Annotated in this window: 15 protein-coding genes; 9 read left to right on the top strand and 6 right to left on the bottom strand. The window is 60.8% G+C overall.

Annotated elements, in window-relative coordinates:
* Positions 1-49: 49 nt before the first annotated feature.
* The 3 genes from dapF to lptM all read right to left on the bottom strand — a co-directional run bounded on the left by dapF (position 50) and on the right by lptM (position 2,492).
* Positions 50-880 (bottom strand): diaminopimelate epimerase, encoded by an 831-nt coding sequence (gene dapF / locus BN1115_RS00725; RefSeq protein WP_042655645.1) that lies wholly within the window; start codon positions 878-880, stop codon positions 50-52.
* Positions 881-1,032: 152 nt separating this feature from the next.
* Positions 1,033-2,283, bottom strand: coding sequence for a diaminopimelate decarboxylase (gene lysA, locus BN1115_RS00720; RefSeq protein ID WP_042655644.1), 1,251 nt, complete (start codon positions 2,281-2,283; stop codon positions 1,033-1,035).
* 32 nt (positions 2,284-2,315) lie between these two features.
* Positions 2,316-2,492 carry an LPS translocon maturation chaperone LptM gene (lptM, locus tag BN1115_RS21360; RefSeq protein ID WP_082034766.1) on the bottom strand — a complete coding sequence of 59 codons (177 nt, stop codon included), beginning with the start codon at positions 2,490-2,492 and terminating at the stop codon, positions 2,316-2,318.
* Positions 2,493-2,565: 73 nt separating this feature from the next.
* Here lptM and cyaY point away from each other — a divergent pair, with 73 nt between their 5' ends.
* Both cyaY and BN1115_RS00710 read left to right on the top strand, forming a co-directional pair.
* Positions 2,566-2,880 carry an iron donor protein CyaY gene (cyaY, locus tag BN1115_RS00715; protein WP_042655643.1) on the top strand — a complete coding sequence of 105 codons (315 nt, stop codon included), beginning with the start codon at positions 2,566-2,568 and terminating at the stop codon, positions 2,878-2,880.
* Entirely contained in the window at positions 2,877-3,530 is a 654-nt protein-coding gene (locus BN1115_RS00710; protein ID WP_042655642.1) for an alpha/beta hydrolase, read from the top strand. The genes cyaY and BN1115_RS00710 overlap by 4 nt, the downstream gene beginning before the upstream one ends.
* Positions 3,531-3,596: 66 nt before the next feature.
* On the opposite strand, the gene BN1115_RS00705 is transcribed toward BN1115_RS00710, so the two are convergent.
* Positions 3,597-6,116, bottom strand: a complete 2,520-nt coding sequence (locus BN1115_RS00705; RefSeq protein WP_042061565.1) for a class I adenylate cyclase — start codon at positions 6,114-6,116, stop codon at positions 3,597-3,599.
* A 323-nt stretch (positions 6,117-6,439) separates the two neighbouring features.
* Here BN1115_RS00705 and hemC point away from each other — a divergent pair, with 323 nt between their 5' ends.
* Genes hemC through BN1115_RS00685 form a run of 4 tightly spaced genes read left to right on the top strand, consistent with a single transcriptional unit; the run spans position 6,440 to position 10,320 of the window.
* Positions 6,440-7,369, top strand: coding sequence for a hydroxymethylbilane synthase (hemC, locus tag BN1115_RS00700; protein WP_139245499.1), 930 nt, complete (start codon positions 6,440-6,442; stop codon positions 7,367-7,369).
* Positions 7,366-8,100: a uroporphyrinogen-III synthase gene (locus tag BN1115_RS00695; protein WP_042655640.1), complete on the top strand. Its 735-nt coding sequence runs from the start codon at positions 7,366-7,368 to the stop codon at positions 8,098-8,100. Before hemC ends, BN1115_RS00695 begins: the two co-directional genes overlap by 4 nt.
* Positions 8,097-9,146: a uroporphyrinogen-III C-methyltransferase gene (locus tag BN1115_RS00690; RefSeq protein ID WP_042655639.1), complete on the top strand. Its 1,050-nt coding sequence runs from the start codon at positions 8,097-8,099 to the stop codon at positions 9,144-9,146. Before BN1115_RS00695 ends, BN1115_RS00690 begins: the two co-directional genes overlap by 4 nt.
* Positions 9,147-9,156: 10 nt before the next feature.
* Positions 9,157-10,320, top strand: coding sequence for a heme biosynthesis HemY N-terminal domain-containing protein (locus BN1115_RS00685; RefSeq protein WP_042655638.1), 1,164 nt, complete (start codon positions 9,157-9,159; stop codon positions 10,318-10,320).
* A 70-nt stretch (positions 10,321-10,390) separates the two neighbouring features.
* Here BN1115_RS00685 and BN1115_RS00680 read toward each other — a convergent pair whose 3' ends face one another.
* Together BN1115_RS00680 and glpX are read right to left on the bottom strand one after the other, a co-directional pair.
* Entirely contained in the window at positions 10,391-10,642 is a 252-nt protein-coding gene (locus BN1115_RS00680; RefSeq protein WP_005336384.1) for a YkgJ family cysteine cluster protein, read from the bottom strand.
* Positions 10,643-10,776: 134 nt separating this feature from the next.
* Complete coding sequence (gene glpX / locus BN1115_RS00675; protein ID WP_005336386.1) at positions 10,777-11,787, bottom strand: class II fructose-bisphosphatase; 1,011 nt, start codon at positions 11,785-11,787, stop codon at positions 10,777-10,779.
* Positions 11,788-12,005: 218 nt separating this feature from the next.
* On the opposite strand from glpX, the gene BN1115_RS00670 reads away from it, so the two are divergent.
* The 3 genes from BN1115_RS00670 to BN1115_RS00660 all read left to right on the top strand — a co-directional run bounded on the left by BN1115_RS00670 (position 12,006) and on the right by BN1115_RS00660 (position 15,015).
* Complete coding sequence (locus tag BN1115_RS00670) at positions 12,006-13,061, top strand: porin (RefSeq protein WP_042655637.1); 1,056 nt, start codon at positions 12,006-12,008, stop codon at positions 13,059-13,061.
* Positions 13,062-13,182: 121 nt separating this feature from the next.
* Positions 13,183-14,106 carry an ABC transporter substrate-binding protein gene (locus BN1115_RS00665; protein ID WP_042655636.1) on the top strand — a complete coding sequence of 308 codons (924 nt, stop codon included), beginning with the start codon at positions 13,183-13,185 and terminating at the stop codon, positions 14,104-14,106.
* A gap of 33 nt (positions 14,107-14,139) precedes the next feature.
* Complete coding sequence (locus BN1115_RS00660) at positions 14,140-15,015, top strand: EamA family transporter (RefSeq protein WP_082034765.1); 876 nt, start codon at positions 14,140-14,142, stop codon at positions 15,013-15,015.
* Positions 15,016-15,339: the final 324 nt, after the last annotated feature.

Below are 15,339 nucleotides of genomic sequence, written 5' to 3'. Positions count from 1 at the left end.
CATCATGGGCAAAGGGGGCCAGCGCCCCCCGTACCTGAACCTTTATCGGCTAAACCTCTATCTGGCCGTCAAACACATGCTCGGCGGGGCCTGTCATATAGACCGGCTGACCCGGTCCCTTCCAGGCGATAGTCAGCTTGCCGCCCGGCAGACTGACGGTGACCCGCTCCTTGAGCTTGCCCTGACTGATGCCAATCACCGCCGCCGCACAGGCACCGGTACCGCAGGCCAGAGTCTCCCCCACCCCGCGTTCGAATACCCGCAAGTGGATCTCGGTGGCGTTGACTATCTCCATAAAGCCGACGTTGACCCGCTCGGGAAAACGCTCGTGGCGCTCCATGATGGCGCCCAGCGTCTCGACCGGCGCATCGGCGACCGAAGGCACCTCGATGACGCAGTGGGGATTGCCCATGGAGACCACGCCACACATCACGGTATGCTCCTGCGCCCGCAGCAGATAGGTTTTCTCTGCCTTCTGGGCCCTGAACGGGATCTTGCCCGGCTCGAACTGGGGCACCCCCATGTTGACCGTGACCTGATTCTCCCCCTCCAGCTGCAACACGATGCGACCCCGGGCGGTGCTGACCGCGATACGATCCCGGTTGATCAGCCCCTTGAGACGCACGAAACGGGCAAAACAGCGGGCGCCGTTGCCGCACTGCTCCACCTCGCTGCCATCGGCATTGAAAATGCGATAGTGAAAGTCGAGTTCAGGGTCATAGGGCGGCTCGACCAGCAGCAGCTGGTCAAAGCCGATCCCGAAGTGGCGATCAGCCATCTTCTTGATGACGTCATTGCTGAAAAATACCTTCTGGGTGACGCCATCCACCACCATGAAGTCGTTGCCCAAGCCATGCATCTTGGAAAAATCTATCAACATCGTGCATTCCTGTGCTGTTAGGGCTGTAAAAACTCACCGTCAACCACTATGAAGTCGTTGTCCACAGCCCCATGCATCCTGGAACAATCTATCCACATCGTGCATTCCTGTGCTGTCAGGGCTGTAAAATTCTGTCGTCTCTATCTACTGCATCAGGGCAGCAGATGCTCACCGCGCCAGAGATCGGCCAACTGCTCCCGCTCGCGGATCAGGTGCGCCTCGGCACCATCCACCAGCACTTCGGCCGCGCGCGGACGGGTGTTGTAGTTGGATGACATGGTAAAGCCGTAGGCACCGGCCGAACGCACTGCCAGCAGGGAACCCTCGGCAATCGCCAGGGTGCGCTCCTTGCCGAGGAAGTCGCCGGTCTCGCACACCGGGCCCACCACGTCATAGAGCGCGGGAGCATGCCCGGCACGGCTATCCACCTCGATGATGTTCATCCAGGCGCCGTAGAGCGAGGGGCGCAGCATGTCGTTCATGCCGGCATCGATCAGCGCAAAGTTGCGGGTCTCGCCCGGTTTCAGGTACTCGACCCGGGTCAGCAGCACGCCGGCATTGGCGACGATGGCGCGGCCTGGCTCGAACAGCAGGGTCAGATCCCGACCCGCCAGCTTCTGCTTGAGCGCTTCGGCATATTCGGTCGGATGGGGTGGCTGCTCGGAACCATAGTTGACCCCCAGGCCGCCGCCCACATCCAGATGATGGATATGAATCCCTTCCGCCGCCAGACCGTCGATCAGCCGCAGCAACTTGTCAGCCGCTTCCATAAAGGGATTCAATTCAGTGAGTTGCGAGCCGATATGGCAATCCACCCCGACGATCTCGATGTTCGCCATCGCCGCCGCCTTGCGGTAGATGTCAGGCGCCAGCTCGATGGGAATACCGAACTTGTTCTGCTTGAGGCCTGTGGAGATATAGGGGTGAGTACCGGCATCGATATCCGGATTGACCCGCACCGAAACGCGAGCTTTCTTGCCCATGCTGCCCGCCACCCGATTGAGGCGCTCCAGCTCGGCTTCAGACTCCAGATTGAAACAGAGGATCTCTTTATCCAGCGCGAGGCGCATCTCCGCTTCGCTCTTGGCCACGCCGGAGAAGACCACTTTGCCCGGATCACCACCCGCCGCCAGTACCCGCGACAGCTCGCCACCGGAGACAATGTCAAACCCCGAGCCCAGACGGGCCAGCAGGTTGAGCAGCGCCAGGTTGGAGTTGGCCTTCACCGCATAGCAGATCAGATGGGGAATATCGCCAGCGGCCTTGTCGAAGGCGTGCCAGTGGCGCTCGAGGGTCGCACGGGAGTAGACGTAAAGCGGGGTACCGTACTGCTCGGCAAGCTGTTGCAGCGAGGTTTGCTCGGCCTGAAGCTGGCCGTCGGCGTCGTAGTTAAAGTGATCCAAGGGGGCGGTTCCTTCCTAGAATGGGTGCGGCATTAGTGCGACGCGGCCTCGGTGGCAGCCTCGGAGGTCGCTGGCGATGCTGCTTGCGGTGTACTCTGGCTCTGTGGCTGCTCGGGGGGCGGCATATAGAGCGGCCCCTTCAGACCGCACGCGGCCAACCCGAGGGACAGAAGAGTGGCAAGCAGACACTTGGTGAACTGGGTGATCATAATGGTTCGCTGCGAAAAAATTTTTGGCCCTCTATAATCGCACTCACATTGTTAAAAGCAACAGGATAAACCGATGAAGGATCACGAGTATCACGCCCTGACCGACGCCTTTTTCCAATATGTGGAAGACACTCTCGACGAGGGGTATCCGGATATCGACTGCGAACGCAACGGCGGCGTATTGACCCTCTCTTTCGAGAACAAGACCAAGGTCATCATCAACAAGCAGGAGCCACTGCACCAGATTTGGGTCGCCACCCGCGAGAACGGCTTCCACTTCGACCTGCAGGGTGACACCTGGATCGACAACCGCTTCGGCCACGAGCTCAAGGCGCTGCTGAGCAAATCCTGCACCGCCCAGGCTGGCGAAACTGTGGTGTTCCCATGATCGACCTGCACCCGCAGGGCGCCCGTCACGCGGTGATCTGGCTGCACGGGCTGGGTGATTCCGGCGCCGGTCTCGCCCCGCTGGTGGACGCGCTGGACCTGCCCGCCGAGCTACCGGTGCGTCACCTGCTGCCAGATGCCCCCGAGCGCCCGATCACCATCAACATGGGCTACAAGATGCGCGGCTGGTACGACATCAAGAGCTTCGAGGATCCCGCCGAGCGGGCCGTGGAGTCCCATGTCCGTGACTCGGCCGACCAGATTGCCACCCTGCTCGATCAGCTGGTGGCCGACGGATTTGCCCCCGAGAGCATCGTGCTGGCGGGCTTCTCTCAGGGCGGGGTGATTGCCTCCTTCACCGCGCTGCGCTATCAGGCAACGCTGGCGGGCCTGCTCTGTATGTCCACCTATCTGGCCGCCCCCGACAAATTGCTCGGCGAGATGAGCGAGGCCGCTCGCGCCCTGCCCATCTGCTACATGCACGGCATCTATGACGATGTGGTGAGCCTGTCGCTCGGTTGGGATGCCAAGAACCGGCTGGAAAGCGCCGGACTCACCCCCGAGTGGCACGAGTACCCGATGCGCCACGAGATCTGCCGTCCGCAGCTCGGCGACATTCGCAGCTGGCTGCTGGCTCGCCTCGGCGCCTGAGCCCCTCCGATAAAGCAAACGGCCTGCATCTGCAGGCCGTTTTTTATGGCGATTACCACTGACGGGTCAGCCCACTTCCCGGGTGGGCGGCACCTGTTCGCGCAGAGTGCCCTGACTGCGATAGGGGATCACATCCAGCTCGCCATTCACTTGTACTATCTCGTAGTACTGGGGCAGGTTGAAGTTGATGAACTGGCCGTCATCGCTGAACCGCTCGTGATTGGAGGTGTAGAAGCGGTTGACCCCCGCCACCAGCTCATCCTTGTTGCCGGCGAAGTGCTGATAGATCTCCACCCGGTTCGCCTCATCGAGGATATAGATGTTGGTGCCCGCATCCCGGGTATCGAAGAAGAACTGCACCAGCCCTTCGCTGGCGTAGGCATCGACGATGCTCGGCAGATGCTGGCTGTGGGTCTTGTCGAGCCGCAGCGGCAGGTGATCCAGCTTGTTGTGGGAGATGTGGCGGTAAAAGTCGATGGCGTTTTCCAGCTTCTTCACCGACACCCCGCGCCGTTCGAAGAAGATGCCGTACTTCTCGCGGCCAAGGGCCATGGTCTTGACCAGCTGCTGCTTGTCGCGGGCGAGGCGCAGGTCGATACACTCCGCCACCAGAGTCTGGAAGCGGGAGCGCACCAGAGAGCGGAAGTGCTGGCTGTAGCAGAACACCTCGATCATCTCGGGGGCGGCAGCATCCTGATGCATCTTGCCGAGGATGGTGGTGAGGGCATCGACCACCGCCTCGTCCCCCTGGAAGTGCAGGGTACGGATCTCGCTCCAGGAGTTGCGATAGACCAGATCCACCGAGCCGACCAGACACTCCTGATTGCGGCCGAACGAGAAGACATCCACGGTGTTGGCGTCAAATTCGATCACCTGACCGACCCAGTGACTGGTCGGGTCCATCTCCAGATTGAGGAAGATGGAGAGCTGGCGGATCTCGCACGGCCGACTGAGCGCCAGGTTGGTGGCGAGCGGGTACTTCTCGGGGAAGCAACCGGAGAGATCGCGGCAGAACTGGTGCAGATTGTCGATGTGCAGATCCGAGCCCTGATTGAACAGGTGCACCCGCGACTGGGGCGTCAACAGATCGTTGAAATAGGCCCAGGAGACCAGCTTGCTGATGTAGCCGTTGAACTCGAGCGGCGCGCGGCCAATGATGTCCACCGGCTCCAGCGAATGTTTGTAGAGATACCAGCCGGCGCGGTTGAGGCGACCGTGGGGCACCTGCACGAAGCTGAGGTCCGGCTCGCTCAGATCCGGCGCGATCTTGAGGTTGATACGCTGCACCTTTCCCGGCAGGCTCTCGAACGCGGCGTAGAGCTTGCGCGACAAAATGCCGATATCTTCCGGGTTGATCGACTCGCTGATGTTGTTGCGGCGGGCGAACTGGATCAGGTTGCGGTAGCTCTGCATCAGGGCTTCCAGCAGCTCGGCGTGGGCGATCTTCACCTCTTCGATCTTCCACTCATGGCGGTGATCGAGTTGATAGAGTTTGTCCTGACTCCAGCCCCAGTAGGAGACCAGCTGGCTCATCTGCTCGCGGCGCCACTCGGGGGAGTGATCATCCTTGGGATGGCTGAGGCCGTCGCACACCTTGAGGTAGAAGCAGCGACGCACCAGATCGAGCCGCGCCATGTCGCCGATGGACTTGAGGTAGTTGGTCACCTTGTCCAGCATCAGGCAGTAGTTGTCGAGCCGGTAGTGCATCCCCTCGTTGTGCTGGAACCAGTCGCGGCCAGTCATCGACAGCAGACGGGTGTTGGGGTACTCGTGGGAGTAGGCTTCCATCAGCACCGACTTGAGCACCGCCTTGTAGGGGGAGTCGATCCCCTTGTAGAGCTGCCACAGGGCGGAGCCGAAATACTCTTCGGCCGGAATACGGTCAAAACTGCCCAGATCGAGCCAGTCGTCCTGCTTGAGCTTGCCGCTCTCGAACAGCTCGTTCACATACTCATCGTAGTGTTCGTCACACTCAATGGGCACCAGATACCAGATCAAGCGCTTGCCCGCGATATGCATGGCACTGCGGTAGAACTCGTCGAGCAGCAGCAGGTGCTGGGCACTGCCGCAGCTCTCACCCTGCATCTGGGCATCATTGGTCTGGCGGAACTTGTCTTCCGGGATCAGGAAGAAGTTGAGATCGACCCCGCGCTGTTCGGCCCACTTGGAGAGTTGCTGGCACTTCAGCTCCAGCAGATCGAGCCGCTCCTGCGACAAACCGGCCACGTGGCAGACCCAGATATCGAGATCGGAGTGACAGCATTGCCCGATGGACGAGGTGCTGCCCATGGAGTAGAGCCCCTGAATGGCCCGATCATGGGTGGCAAGACCGTTCTGACAGTTGGCGTTGCGACAGAGGTCATCGATAAAGGCTTGCTGCTCGGCGGTGGCGCTGAAGCTCCAGATGCCATGAGGAACATCACCGGAGACATAACCGGGCAGCAGGGGGTGATTGAAGTGCAGCATGACAGGCAGCAGTTGGAATACCTGCTGCCCATAGCGACTCATGAGGCCTAACGCCCGTTGCGTCTTGAGACGGGTAATGTCGTCATAACGCGCAACCAGCGTATCGATGTGTTCCTGCAATGCCCTGCCTATCACCTAAGTGAAAATGACGCACCAAAAGGGGGATACGTCAAAAAAGTGTGATCATGTTAACAATGCAAACAGCGGTGGTAAACAAGCCTTCAGCTAAACGCCAGATTATTTCTGGTATGACCACATCAAGTATCAGGGGAAATCATTAAATTCCAATACATTCAATGAATTAATCAACGCCTCTTGCTTAATGAAAATCATTTTCAGCATGCATTTTTGAGCTTGGCCCCGCTTTTGCCGGCTCCGCCATGAAAGCCCGGGCAAAGGGTGGTAATATCGATTTCCTTCTAAAAATGAAACAACTGATTGATATGGCAGCCCGAACCCTGAAAATTGCCACTCGCAAGAGCCCGCTGGCCCTGTGGCAGGCCAACTTTGTCAAAGACCGGCTCGAAGCCCTGCACCCGCAGTTGCAGGTCGAACTGGTGCCCATGAGCACTCAGGGTGACAAGATCCTCGATACCCCGCTGGCCAAGGTCGGTGGCAAGGGGTTGTTCGTCAAGGAGCTGGAGACCGCAATGCTGGAAGGGCGGGCCGATATCGCCGTTCACTCCATGAAAGATGTGCCGGTGGAGTTCCCCGAGGGGCTCGGTCTGCACACCATCTGCGAGCGGGAAGATCCCCGTGATGCCTTCGTTTCCAACCGCTTCAAGGCCATTGCCGAACTGCCGCAAGGGGCCGTCGTCGGCACCTCCAGCCTGCGCCGCCAGTGCCAGCTGCGCGCCGCCCGCCCGGATCTGGTGATCCGCGACCTGCGTGGCAACGTCAACACCCGCCTCGCCAAGCTGGATGCCGGTGAGTATGACGCCATCATCCTCGCCGCCGCCGGTCTGAAACGACTGGAGATGGCGCACCGCATCACCGCCTTTATCAAGCCGGAGCAGAGTCTGCCCGCCAACGGTCAGGGGGCTGTCGGCATCGAATGCCGCCTCGACGACGTTGAGCTGCACGCTCTGCTGGCGCCGCTGGAGCACGCCGAGACCCGCGCCCGGGTGCTGACCGAGCGCGCCATGAATCGCGCCCTGCAAGGGGGATGTCAGGTGCCTATCGGTGCCTACGCACTGGTCGAGGGCGAGCAGATCTGGCTGCGCGGTCTGGTGGGTAGCCCGGATGGCACCCAGGTAATCCGCGACGAGATCCGCGGTCCGCTGGCCGATGGTGAGGCCCTCGGCGAGCAGCTGGCCCAGCGCCTGCTGGCCGCCGGAGCCGACGAGATCCTGGCCGAGGTCTACCGCGCATGACACCGCTGGTGGTGCGTCCGGCCGCCCAGGCCACCGAGCTGGTGCAGTTGCTGCGCCAGCACGGTCATGCACCACTCTGCTGCCCGCTGCTGGAAACCGTGGCGGGCAGCGAACGCCCTCTCCTGCCCGACCTGCTGCGCAGTGCTGACGCGGTTATCGCCGTCAGCATTCATGCCGTTCATTTTGCACACGATTTTCTGTTGCAAACTGGTCAGACCTGGCCACATATTGAGTACTTTGCGGTGGGTCAGGCCAGCGCAGATGCGTTTGCCGCCATCGGCATCACGGCAAGCTGCCCGGATGACCCGCGCAGCGAAGGGCTGCTCGCCCTGCCCGCCCTGCAGCAGGTAGCAGGCAAACGGGTACTGATCCTGCGGGGCAATGGCGGGCGGGATCTCATCGCCAGCACGCTGGCCTCACGCGGTGCTCTGGTGCACTATTGTGCGGCCTATGAGCGCCACTACCCCGAGCTGGACGGGGACACATTAACCCGCCACTGGCAGGCAGCGGGGCTGGACAGCCTGCTCATTACCAGTGGTGAACTGTTGCAACGCCTGCTGGAGCTGGTTCCCACCAGCCAGCAGCCCTGGCTTTTTGACCGCCTGCTGGTGGTCCCCAGCCCGCGCGTGGCCGAGATGGCCCACTCCGCGGGCTTTATCCATATCACGATTGCCCAAGGTGCATCCAACCAGGCCCTGACGGCCGCACTGGAACTGAGGAAGATGGAATGACAGAACAACAAGAATCCCAGGTCAAACCCCAGCCGACCGCTGCGGTCAATGGCAGCAAGAGCCGCTCCGGTGCCGTACTGGGAGGGGTTGCCATCCTGCTGGCCCTTGGCCTGACCGGCGGCCTCTATCTGCACGGTCACAAGAATGCCGTGGCCCAGCAGGCCGAACTGGCCCAGCTCAAGCAGCAGCTGGCGAGCGCCCTGAGCAAGATCGACCAGACCAGCAGCAAGGATGCCGAGCAGCTGGCCGCACTGGATCAAACCCAGCAGCGGTTGCAGGGGGAGATGCAGGGCCTGCAGAATCGGGTACTGGATCTGAATGACAAGCGCCCCAACGACTGGATGCTGGCCGAATCCGAGTATCTGGTACGGATGGCGGGCCGCAAACTGTGGCTGGAGCATGACCTCGTCTCCGCCATCACCCTGCTCGGCAACGCTGACGAGCGCATCGCCGCCCTCAACGACCCCAGCCTGATGCCGATCCGCAAAGCGCTGGCCGAAGATATCGCCAAGCTCAAGGGGATGCCGCGCATCGACCGCGAGGGGCTGACCCTCAAGCTGGCGGCGCTGTCCGACCAGATCGAGCTGCTGCCCCTCTCCACCGTCAGCATGCCGGAAGCCAAGGCCGAGCCGGATCAAGCGGTCAGCACCAATCCAGACGAGTGGGAGAGCAACCTGAAGAAGAACTGGGTCAAGTTCACCGAGAACTTCGTCACCATCCGTCGCCGCGATGGCGCGGTCGAGGCACTGCTCTCGCCGCAGCAGGAGATCTTCCTGCGTGAAAACCTCAAGACCAAGCTGTTGCAGGCCCAGCTCTCCGTCTATCGCGAGCAGCAGGCGCTCTACGAAGACAGCCTGGACAAGGCCCAACGCTGGCTGACCCAGTATTTCGACACCTACAACAGCGCCACCCGCTACATGCAGGGCGAGATCGACAAGCTCAAGGGTGAGCAGATCCAGATCGACTATCCGGCCCAGTTCAAGACCCAGGCCATGCTGGAGCAGGTGCTGACCGAACGCCTGCAACGCATTCTGGCCAGCAGCTGAGGAGGGCACCATGATCCGTATAATTATTCTGGTTGCCGTGATGGTCGCAGGGCTGATCTTTGGCCCACAAGCCTCCGGTAACAAGGGCTATGTGCTGATTGCCCTTGGCAATTACACCATCGAATCCTCCGTCACCAGCGCGGTGATCATGGCCGTGCTGTTCTACGGCGCCCTGCTGATCGTCGAGTGGCTGCTGGGTCGGGTATTCGGCCTGCGCCGCAAGACCCTCGGCTGGTATGGCTCGCGCCGCCGCCGCAAGGCCAATCAACAGACCGTCGCCGCCACCCTGGCGATGGCCGAAGGGCACTACAGTCAGGCTGAAAAGCTGCTGATCAAGGGGGCCAGCAACAGCGACACCCCGCTGCTCAACTACCTGAGCGCCGCCAAGGCGGCACAGGCCCGTGGTGACGACGCCCGCCGGGATCAATACCTGCAAAAAGCGCAGGAGGAGAACCCCAAGGCCGAGCTGGCGCTCACCCTGACCCAAACCCAATTGCAGATCGAGCAGGGTCAGTACGATACCGCGCTGGCGATGCTGGAGTCGGTCTATGCCCTCAACCCGCGCCACCCCATGGTGCTGGATCAGCTGCGCCAGGTGCATCTGGCCCGTCAGGACTGGAGCGCCCTGTGCGACCTGATCCCGGCGCTGCACAAGGTGGGCAAGCTGACCCCGAAACAGGAAGAAGATCTGCTGCAACAGGCCTGGTGTGGTCGCCTGCAACAGGCTGCCGGCAGCCTCGAGACCCTCAAGGCGGTGTGGCAGGATCTGCCGCGCAAACTGCGCCTGGAGCCTGATCTGCTGGCCTGCTACGGCGATCTGCTGCGCCAGCTGGGCGCCGATGGCGAGGCCGCCACCCTGTGGCAGGAGGCACTGCGCAAACAGCCGATGCCACAGCTGCTGGCTCGCCTGCCCAAGCTGAAACTCGACAGCTACCAGCCGCTGCTGGCGCTGCTGCAAAAGCAGCAGGGGCAACCGGAAGTGGACACCGCACTGGCCCAGCTTTATCTGCTGGCAGGTCAACTGGACGATGCCCAGAAGCTGCTGGAACAGGAGGTGGAGCGGGCGCCGAGCGCCGCCGCCTACCACGCCCTCGGCCAGCTGATGGACAAGCGCCGCCTCACCAACAAGGCCAACGAGTACTATCGTCAGGCACTGGAACTGGCGGGAGTCTGATCCCCGGCAAACAGAAACGCGAGAGGCCGCATGATGCGGCCTCTTTTTTTATCTCTTCGCCCTGCCCTCGTCAGGTGGTGAGCCGCTCCAGCTCGCCGATCAGCCAGATGGCCTCGGCACGGTGGCTGCCGCACACATCCATCATGGGGCGAAAACCGCCGCACACTGCCGGCCGCTCCGGTTGACCGAAGATCTTGCAGCCAAGGGCGCTATCGAGCTGGATACAGGGGACGCCAGCCGGTTTGCCATCTGGCATACCGGGAATGGCACTGCTGATACTGGGGGCGATGCAACAGGCAGCGCAGCCGCTACGACACTCCATAGACTCCACTCCTTTGGGACGGTCTGAGCCACCATAGCCGAAGCGGCGGCACAAACGTAGCTGGCGCACAACAAAAAGCCCGACCGCACGGGCGATCGGGCTTCAGACAACACAGCCGGTTCAGCGAGCCATCATCACAGGATGATATCGCGTACCACGCTGTCTTTGCGCTCAAGATAATGGATCGACTTGATACGACGAATGGTGCGCGACTTGCCACGGATCAACAGAGTCTCGGTGGTCGCCATCACGCCATCGCTGGTGATGCCATCCAGCAGATCACCCTTGGTGATGCCGGTAGCGGAGAAGATGACGTTGTCATTCTTCGCCATGTCTTCCAGCTTGAGCACCTTGTTGACATCGATGCCCAGCGCTTCGCAGCGGGCAATTTCCTGCTCGCCCAGCGCACGCACTTCCGGGCTGTCACCCTTGACGCGGTGACGCGGCACCAGACGGGCCTGCATGTCGCCATCCAGCGCGCGGATCACCGCAGCGGAGATCACCCCTTCCGGTGCGCCGCCGATGCCATACAGCATGTCGACTTCGCTGTCCGGCAGACAGGTGAGGATGGAGGCGGCAACGTCACCATCAGGAATGGCGAACACCCGCACGCCCAGACCCTGCATCTCCTTGATTGCCTTGTCATGACGCGGCTTGGCCAGGGTAATGACGGTCAGACGGGAGAGCGGCTTGCCCAGCGCCTTGGCCACGGACTTCAGGTTCAACTCGAGAGCCTGATCCAGGTCGATGGCGCCTTTGGCCTTGGGCCCGACGATCAGCTTTTCCATGTACATGTCAGGCGCTTTCAGGAAAGAACCCTTGTCGCCCACCGCCAGCACGGCCAGCGCGTTGGCCTGACCCATGGCAGTCATGCGGGTACCCTCGATGGGATCGACCGCGATATCCACCGCGTCGCCGTGTCCGGTACCGACCTTCTCGCCGATATAGAGCATCGGCGCTTCATCAATTTCACCTTCGCCGATCACAATCTCACCATCGATCTCGATCTGGTTGAGAATGTGGCGCATGGCCGCTACGGCCGCACCATCAGCGATATTCTTGTCACCACGTCCGAGCCACTTGTAGCCAGCCAGTGCAGCCGCTTCCGTCACTCGGGAAAACTCGATTGCCAGTTCACGTCTCATCGCATATCCAACCTATGGAGCTCGAAAACGGGCGGCATTCTACCACAAGGGCAAACCTTTGCGCACAAAAGTAGCCGTTGCGAGCAAGAATGTAGCCAATTCATCCAAATGCAATCCAATTGCCATCGACTCTTCACCCAACTGTCACCCCGCTGTCATCCCTGCTGCCTAGCATGGCCCCGTCTTCAAAACAAAAGCTTGCAACACAAGGGATTAAGATGAAAAAGCTGACTGTAGTGGCACTGGCTCTGACCGCAGCCTTCCAGGCTCAAGCCGTTGAAGTGTATAAAAATGACACAGCCATGCTGGATCTCTATGGCCGTATCTACGCTGGCCACTTCTTCGGTGACAAGAAGGAACTGGATGCCAGCGGCAAACCGAAAAGCGAGTACAGCGACAAACAGGGTGCCAACCAGTTTGTCCGTTTCGGTGCCAAGGCCGAGACCCAGATCCAGAGCGGCCTGAAGGCACTGGCTCAGTACGAAGTACAGATGTATATCAATGACAGCGAGAAGACCATCAGCGAGAACTCCGACAACCTGCGCACCCGTCTGGCCTTTGCCGGTGTCGGCGCTGACTGGGGTACCGTGACCTTCGGTCGCCAGAAAGGAGCCCCGGGTTTCCTGGCCGACTGGACTGATGTCTCCCTCTCCGACGGCTACGGCAACGAAGCGCTGGGTGCCAAGACCGACACCTTCGCCACCAACCGTGCCGGTTCCGTACTGAAATACTCCGGCCTGTTCAATGGCTTCCAGCTCGACACCAGCTACAAGTTCGACGGTGGTGACACCGAAGAGACCACCAGCAAGGATAGCGACGCGGCCTACGGTGCTGCCGTGGCCTACACCTTCCCGTTCAACCTGTCACTGGGTACCGCCTACAACGTCGGTATCCGCGACAAGAGCGGTGAAGAAGATGCCAAACTGTGGCTGATCTCCGCCAAGTTCGACAACAAGGCTGCCTATGCCGCCCTGAGCTATGCCGATGGCAGCGACTTCCTGGCCACCGGCACCGATCACACCGGTTGGGAAGCCGCACTGGGCTACAACTTCGAGAACGGCTTCGGTCTGATGGCCCTGTGGAACAAACAGGAGCAGGACAAGGCCGGTACCAAAAAAGACAACGTGGACTACTACACCCTGGGTGCCCAGTACAAGTTCAACAAGAACCTGCGGGTGATTGGCGAGTACCGCATCAACAACCTGGACAGCAAAGAGAGCGGCAAGCTCAACGTCAAGGATGACTTCCAGCTGGCTGCCCGCTACGACTTCTAATCGAAGTTTTGCGGATACCAAAGCGCGATGGCTTGCCATCGCGCTTTTTGCTGGGCGCCATTCACGACCGGAGAAAGTGGCCTAGGCTCATCAGACAAGGGTCTGCACGGGAGGTGAGAAAATGAGGGGTCAACTGCTTGTCACACTGCTGTTGTTGCTGTCCCTGCCTGCTCACGCCCTCTCTATCGCCATGGTGCTGTGGCGCGGCGAAACCGCGGCCGAAGCGGGCTTTCGGGCAGAGCTGACCCGCCTTGGCTATCAGGCCACCATCACCACCTATAACGCCGATCAGGATCGCACGGCGCTGGCGACCATGCTGCGCCAGCAGATGCTGCCGAAACTGGCAGAGTACGACTACATCTACACCTTTGGCACCACCGCCACCACCATGACCAAGAGTCTGCTGGCCAACCGCAAACCTCTGATCTTCAACGTGGTCTCCGATCCGGTCGGGGCAGGGTTTCTCTCGGAAGACAAAGCCCAGAACAGCATGGTGGCCGGGGTGAGCAACATGGTGCCGATGGCGCTGCAACTGGCCAACGCCAGCGAGCATCTGGCCACCGGCAAACGGCTGCTGCTGCCCTTCAACCCGCGGGAGCAGAACACCCTGCTGGTGGCCGATATGTTGCTCAACGAGGCGAAACGCTATCAGTGGCAGATGGTCACCTGGCGAATGGCCCCTGACCCACGGCGGCTGGACAACGAACTGAAGCGGCTGCAACAGGATGCCAAAAACGACATCGTCTTTCTGGCCGCAGACAGCTATCTGCTCTCCATCGCCCCCCGTTTGCTTAATGCACTGAACGAGGCCGCCATCCCTACCATCTGCAGTGCCGAACTGTTCGTCGAGCACGGCTGTAGCGTTGGCACCATCAGCAGCTACGAGGCGCTGGGCAAGATGGCCGCAGGGATCATCCACCGCCACCAGCAGGGAACACAGCTGCAGGATATACCGCTGCAGACCGATCCTCATCCCAAGCTGGTGCTGGGGCAACTGGGCAACGCCACTACGCAGGAGGCGAGCCCCGAAAAGGCGAAGCCTTGATACAGATCTCGGCCAATCAGGCTCCGGGCGGGTATGCTGTTGGCCCCCATATCCCGAGAGCCTGCCCCCATGAGTACCACCGTCTTTTTTGCCGTTCTGCTGGCCGCCCTGCTTCACGCTAGCTGGAATGCGCTGGTCAAAATTGGCGAAGAGCGGCTGGTGGGTGTGTCACTGGTGGCGATCTTCTCCGGACTTATCGCCGCCGTGGCACTGCTGCCGATGGGACTTCCCTCCGCAGCCGAGCTGCCCTGGCTCGGCCTCTCCATTCTGCTCCATACCGGTTACTGCCTGTTTCTCAGCCATGCCTACAATCAGGGCGATTTTGGCCAGATCTATCCGCTGGCCCGTGGCAGTGCCCCGCTGCTTGCCATGGTGTTAAGTGCCATGCTGCTGGGGGACTACCCCAGCTACGGCGGCATCATCGGCGCCTGCGTGCTGATCATGGGGGTCTTGCTGATGGCCTGGCGAGGGGGGCAGCAGCGCCTTGGCAGCAAAGCGATTCGGGCGGCACTGGTCACTGCCATGTTTACTGCGATCTATACCCTCTCGGATGGGGCCGGCGCCCGCGCAGGGGGTGAGCCGGTACGCTACACACTCTGGCTCTTTGCCTGTACCGGTCTGGCGATGCTGTTAGTGCTGATCATCAACCAGAGGCGCAACGCGTGGCGCCAGATCCGCCGCCATGCGCTGTCAGGAATGGCGGGGGGCGCCATGTCACTGCTCGCCTACGGGATTGTCATCTGGGCCATGACCCAAGCCCCCATTGGTGTGGTCGCGGCGCTGCGTGAAAGCAGTGTGCTGTTTGCCATGCAGCTCTCGGTCTGGTTGCTGAAAGAACCGCTCGGGCGCGTGCGACTGACCGCGGCGGCCATCATCACTGGCGGCGTGCTGCTGACCCGGCTGGGATGATGGGACCTCGCGCCATTGGCGCAGGTCTATCTGGCAAGATGGTTTAATTCACTCCGCCAATTATTCCGAACACGAATAATGGAAATAAGTGTCGGCCAGGGCGTAAATGTTTACATCCGCAACGTATCAATTAACTGGCAGCTCTGTTTATTTTAGCTGCGGCTTCATTCGGGGAACTTACCTGCCCAGCAGCATTAATGATAAAATCGTTCACAGTTAATTTTCGGCTACGCTGATCAATACCGCTCTTGGCCAAGGCCATGCAGCTCCGCCCATACATTCATTGACCGCCTGACGGGTAAGCCAGCCCGGTCGGCGCTGACC

The organism is Aeromonas allosaccharophila (genome assembly GCF_000819685.1).
GTDB classification, from domain to species: domain Bacteria; phylum Pseudomonadota; class Gammaproteobacteria; order Enterobacterales; family Aeromonadaceae; genus Aeromonas; species Aeromonas allosaccharophila.
The sequence above is the reverse complement of the archived record's forward strand: the minus strand, read 5'-3'. Positions and strand labels throughout refer to the sequence as shown.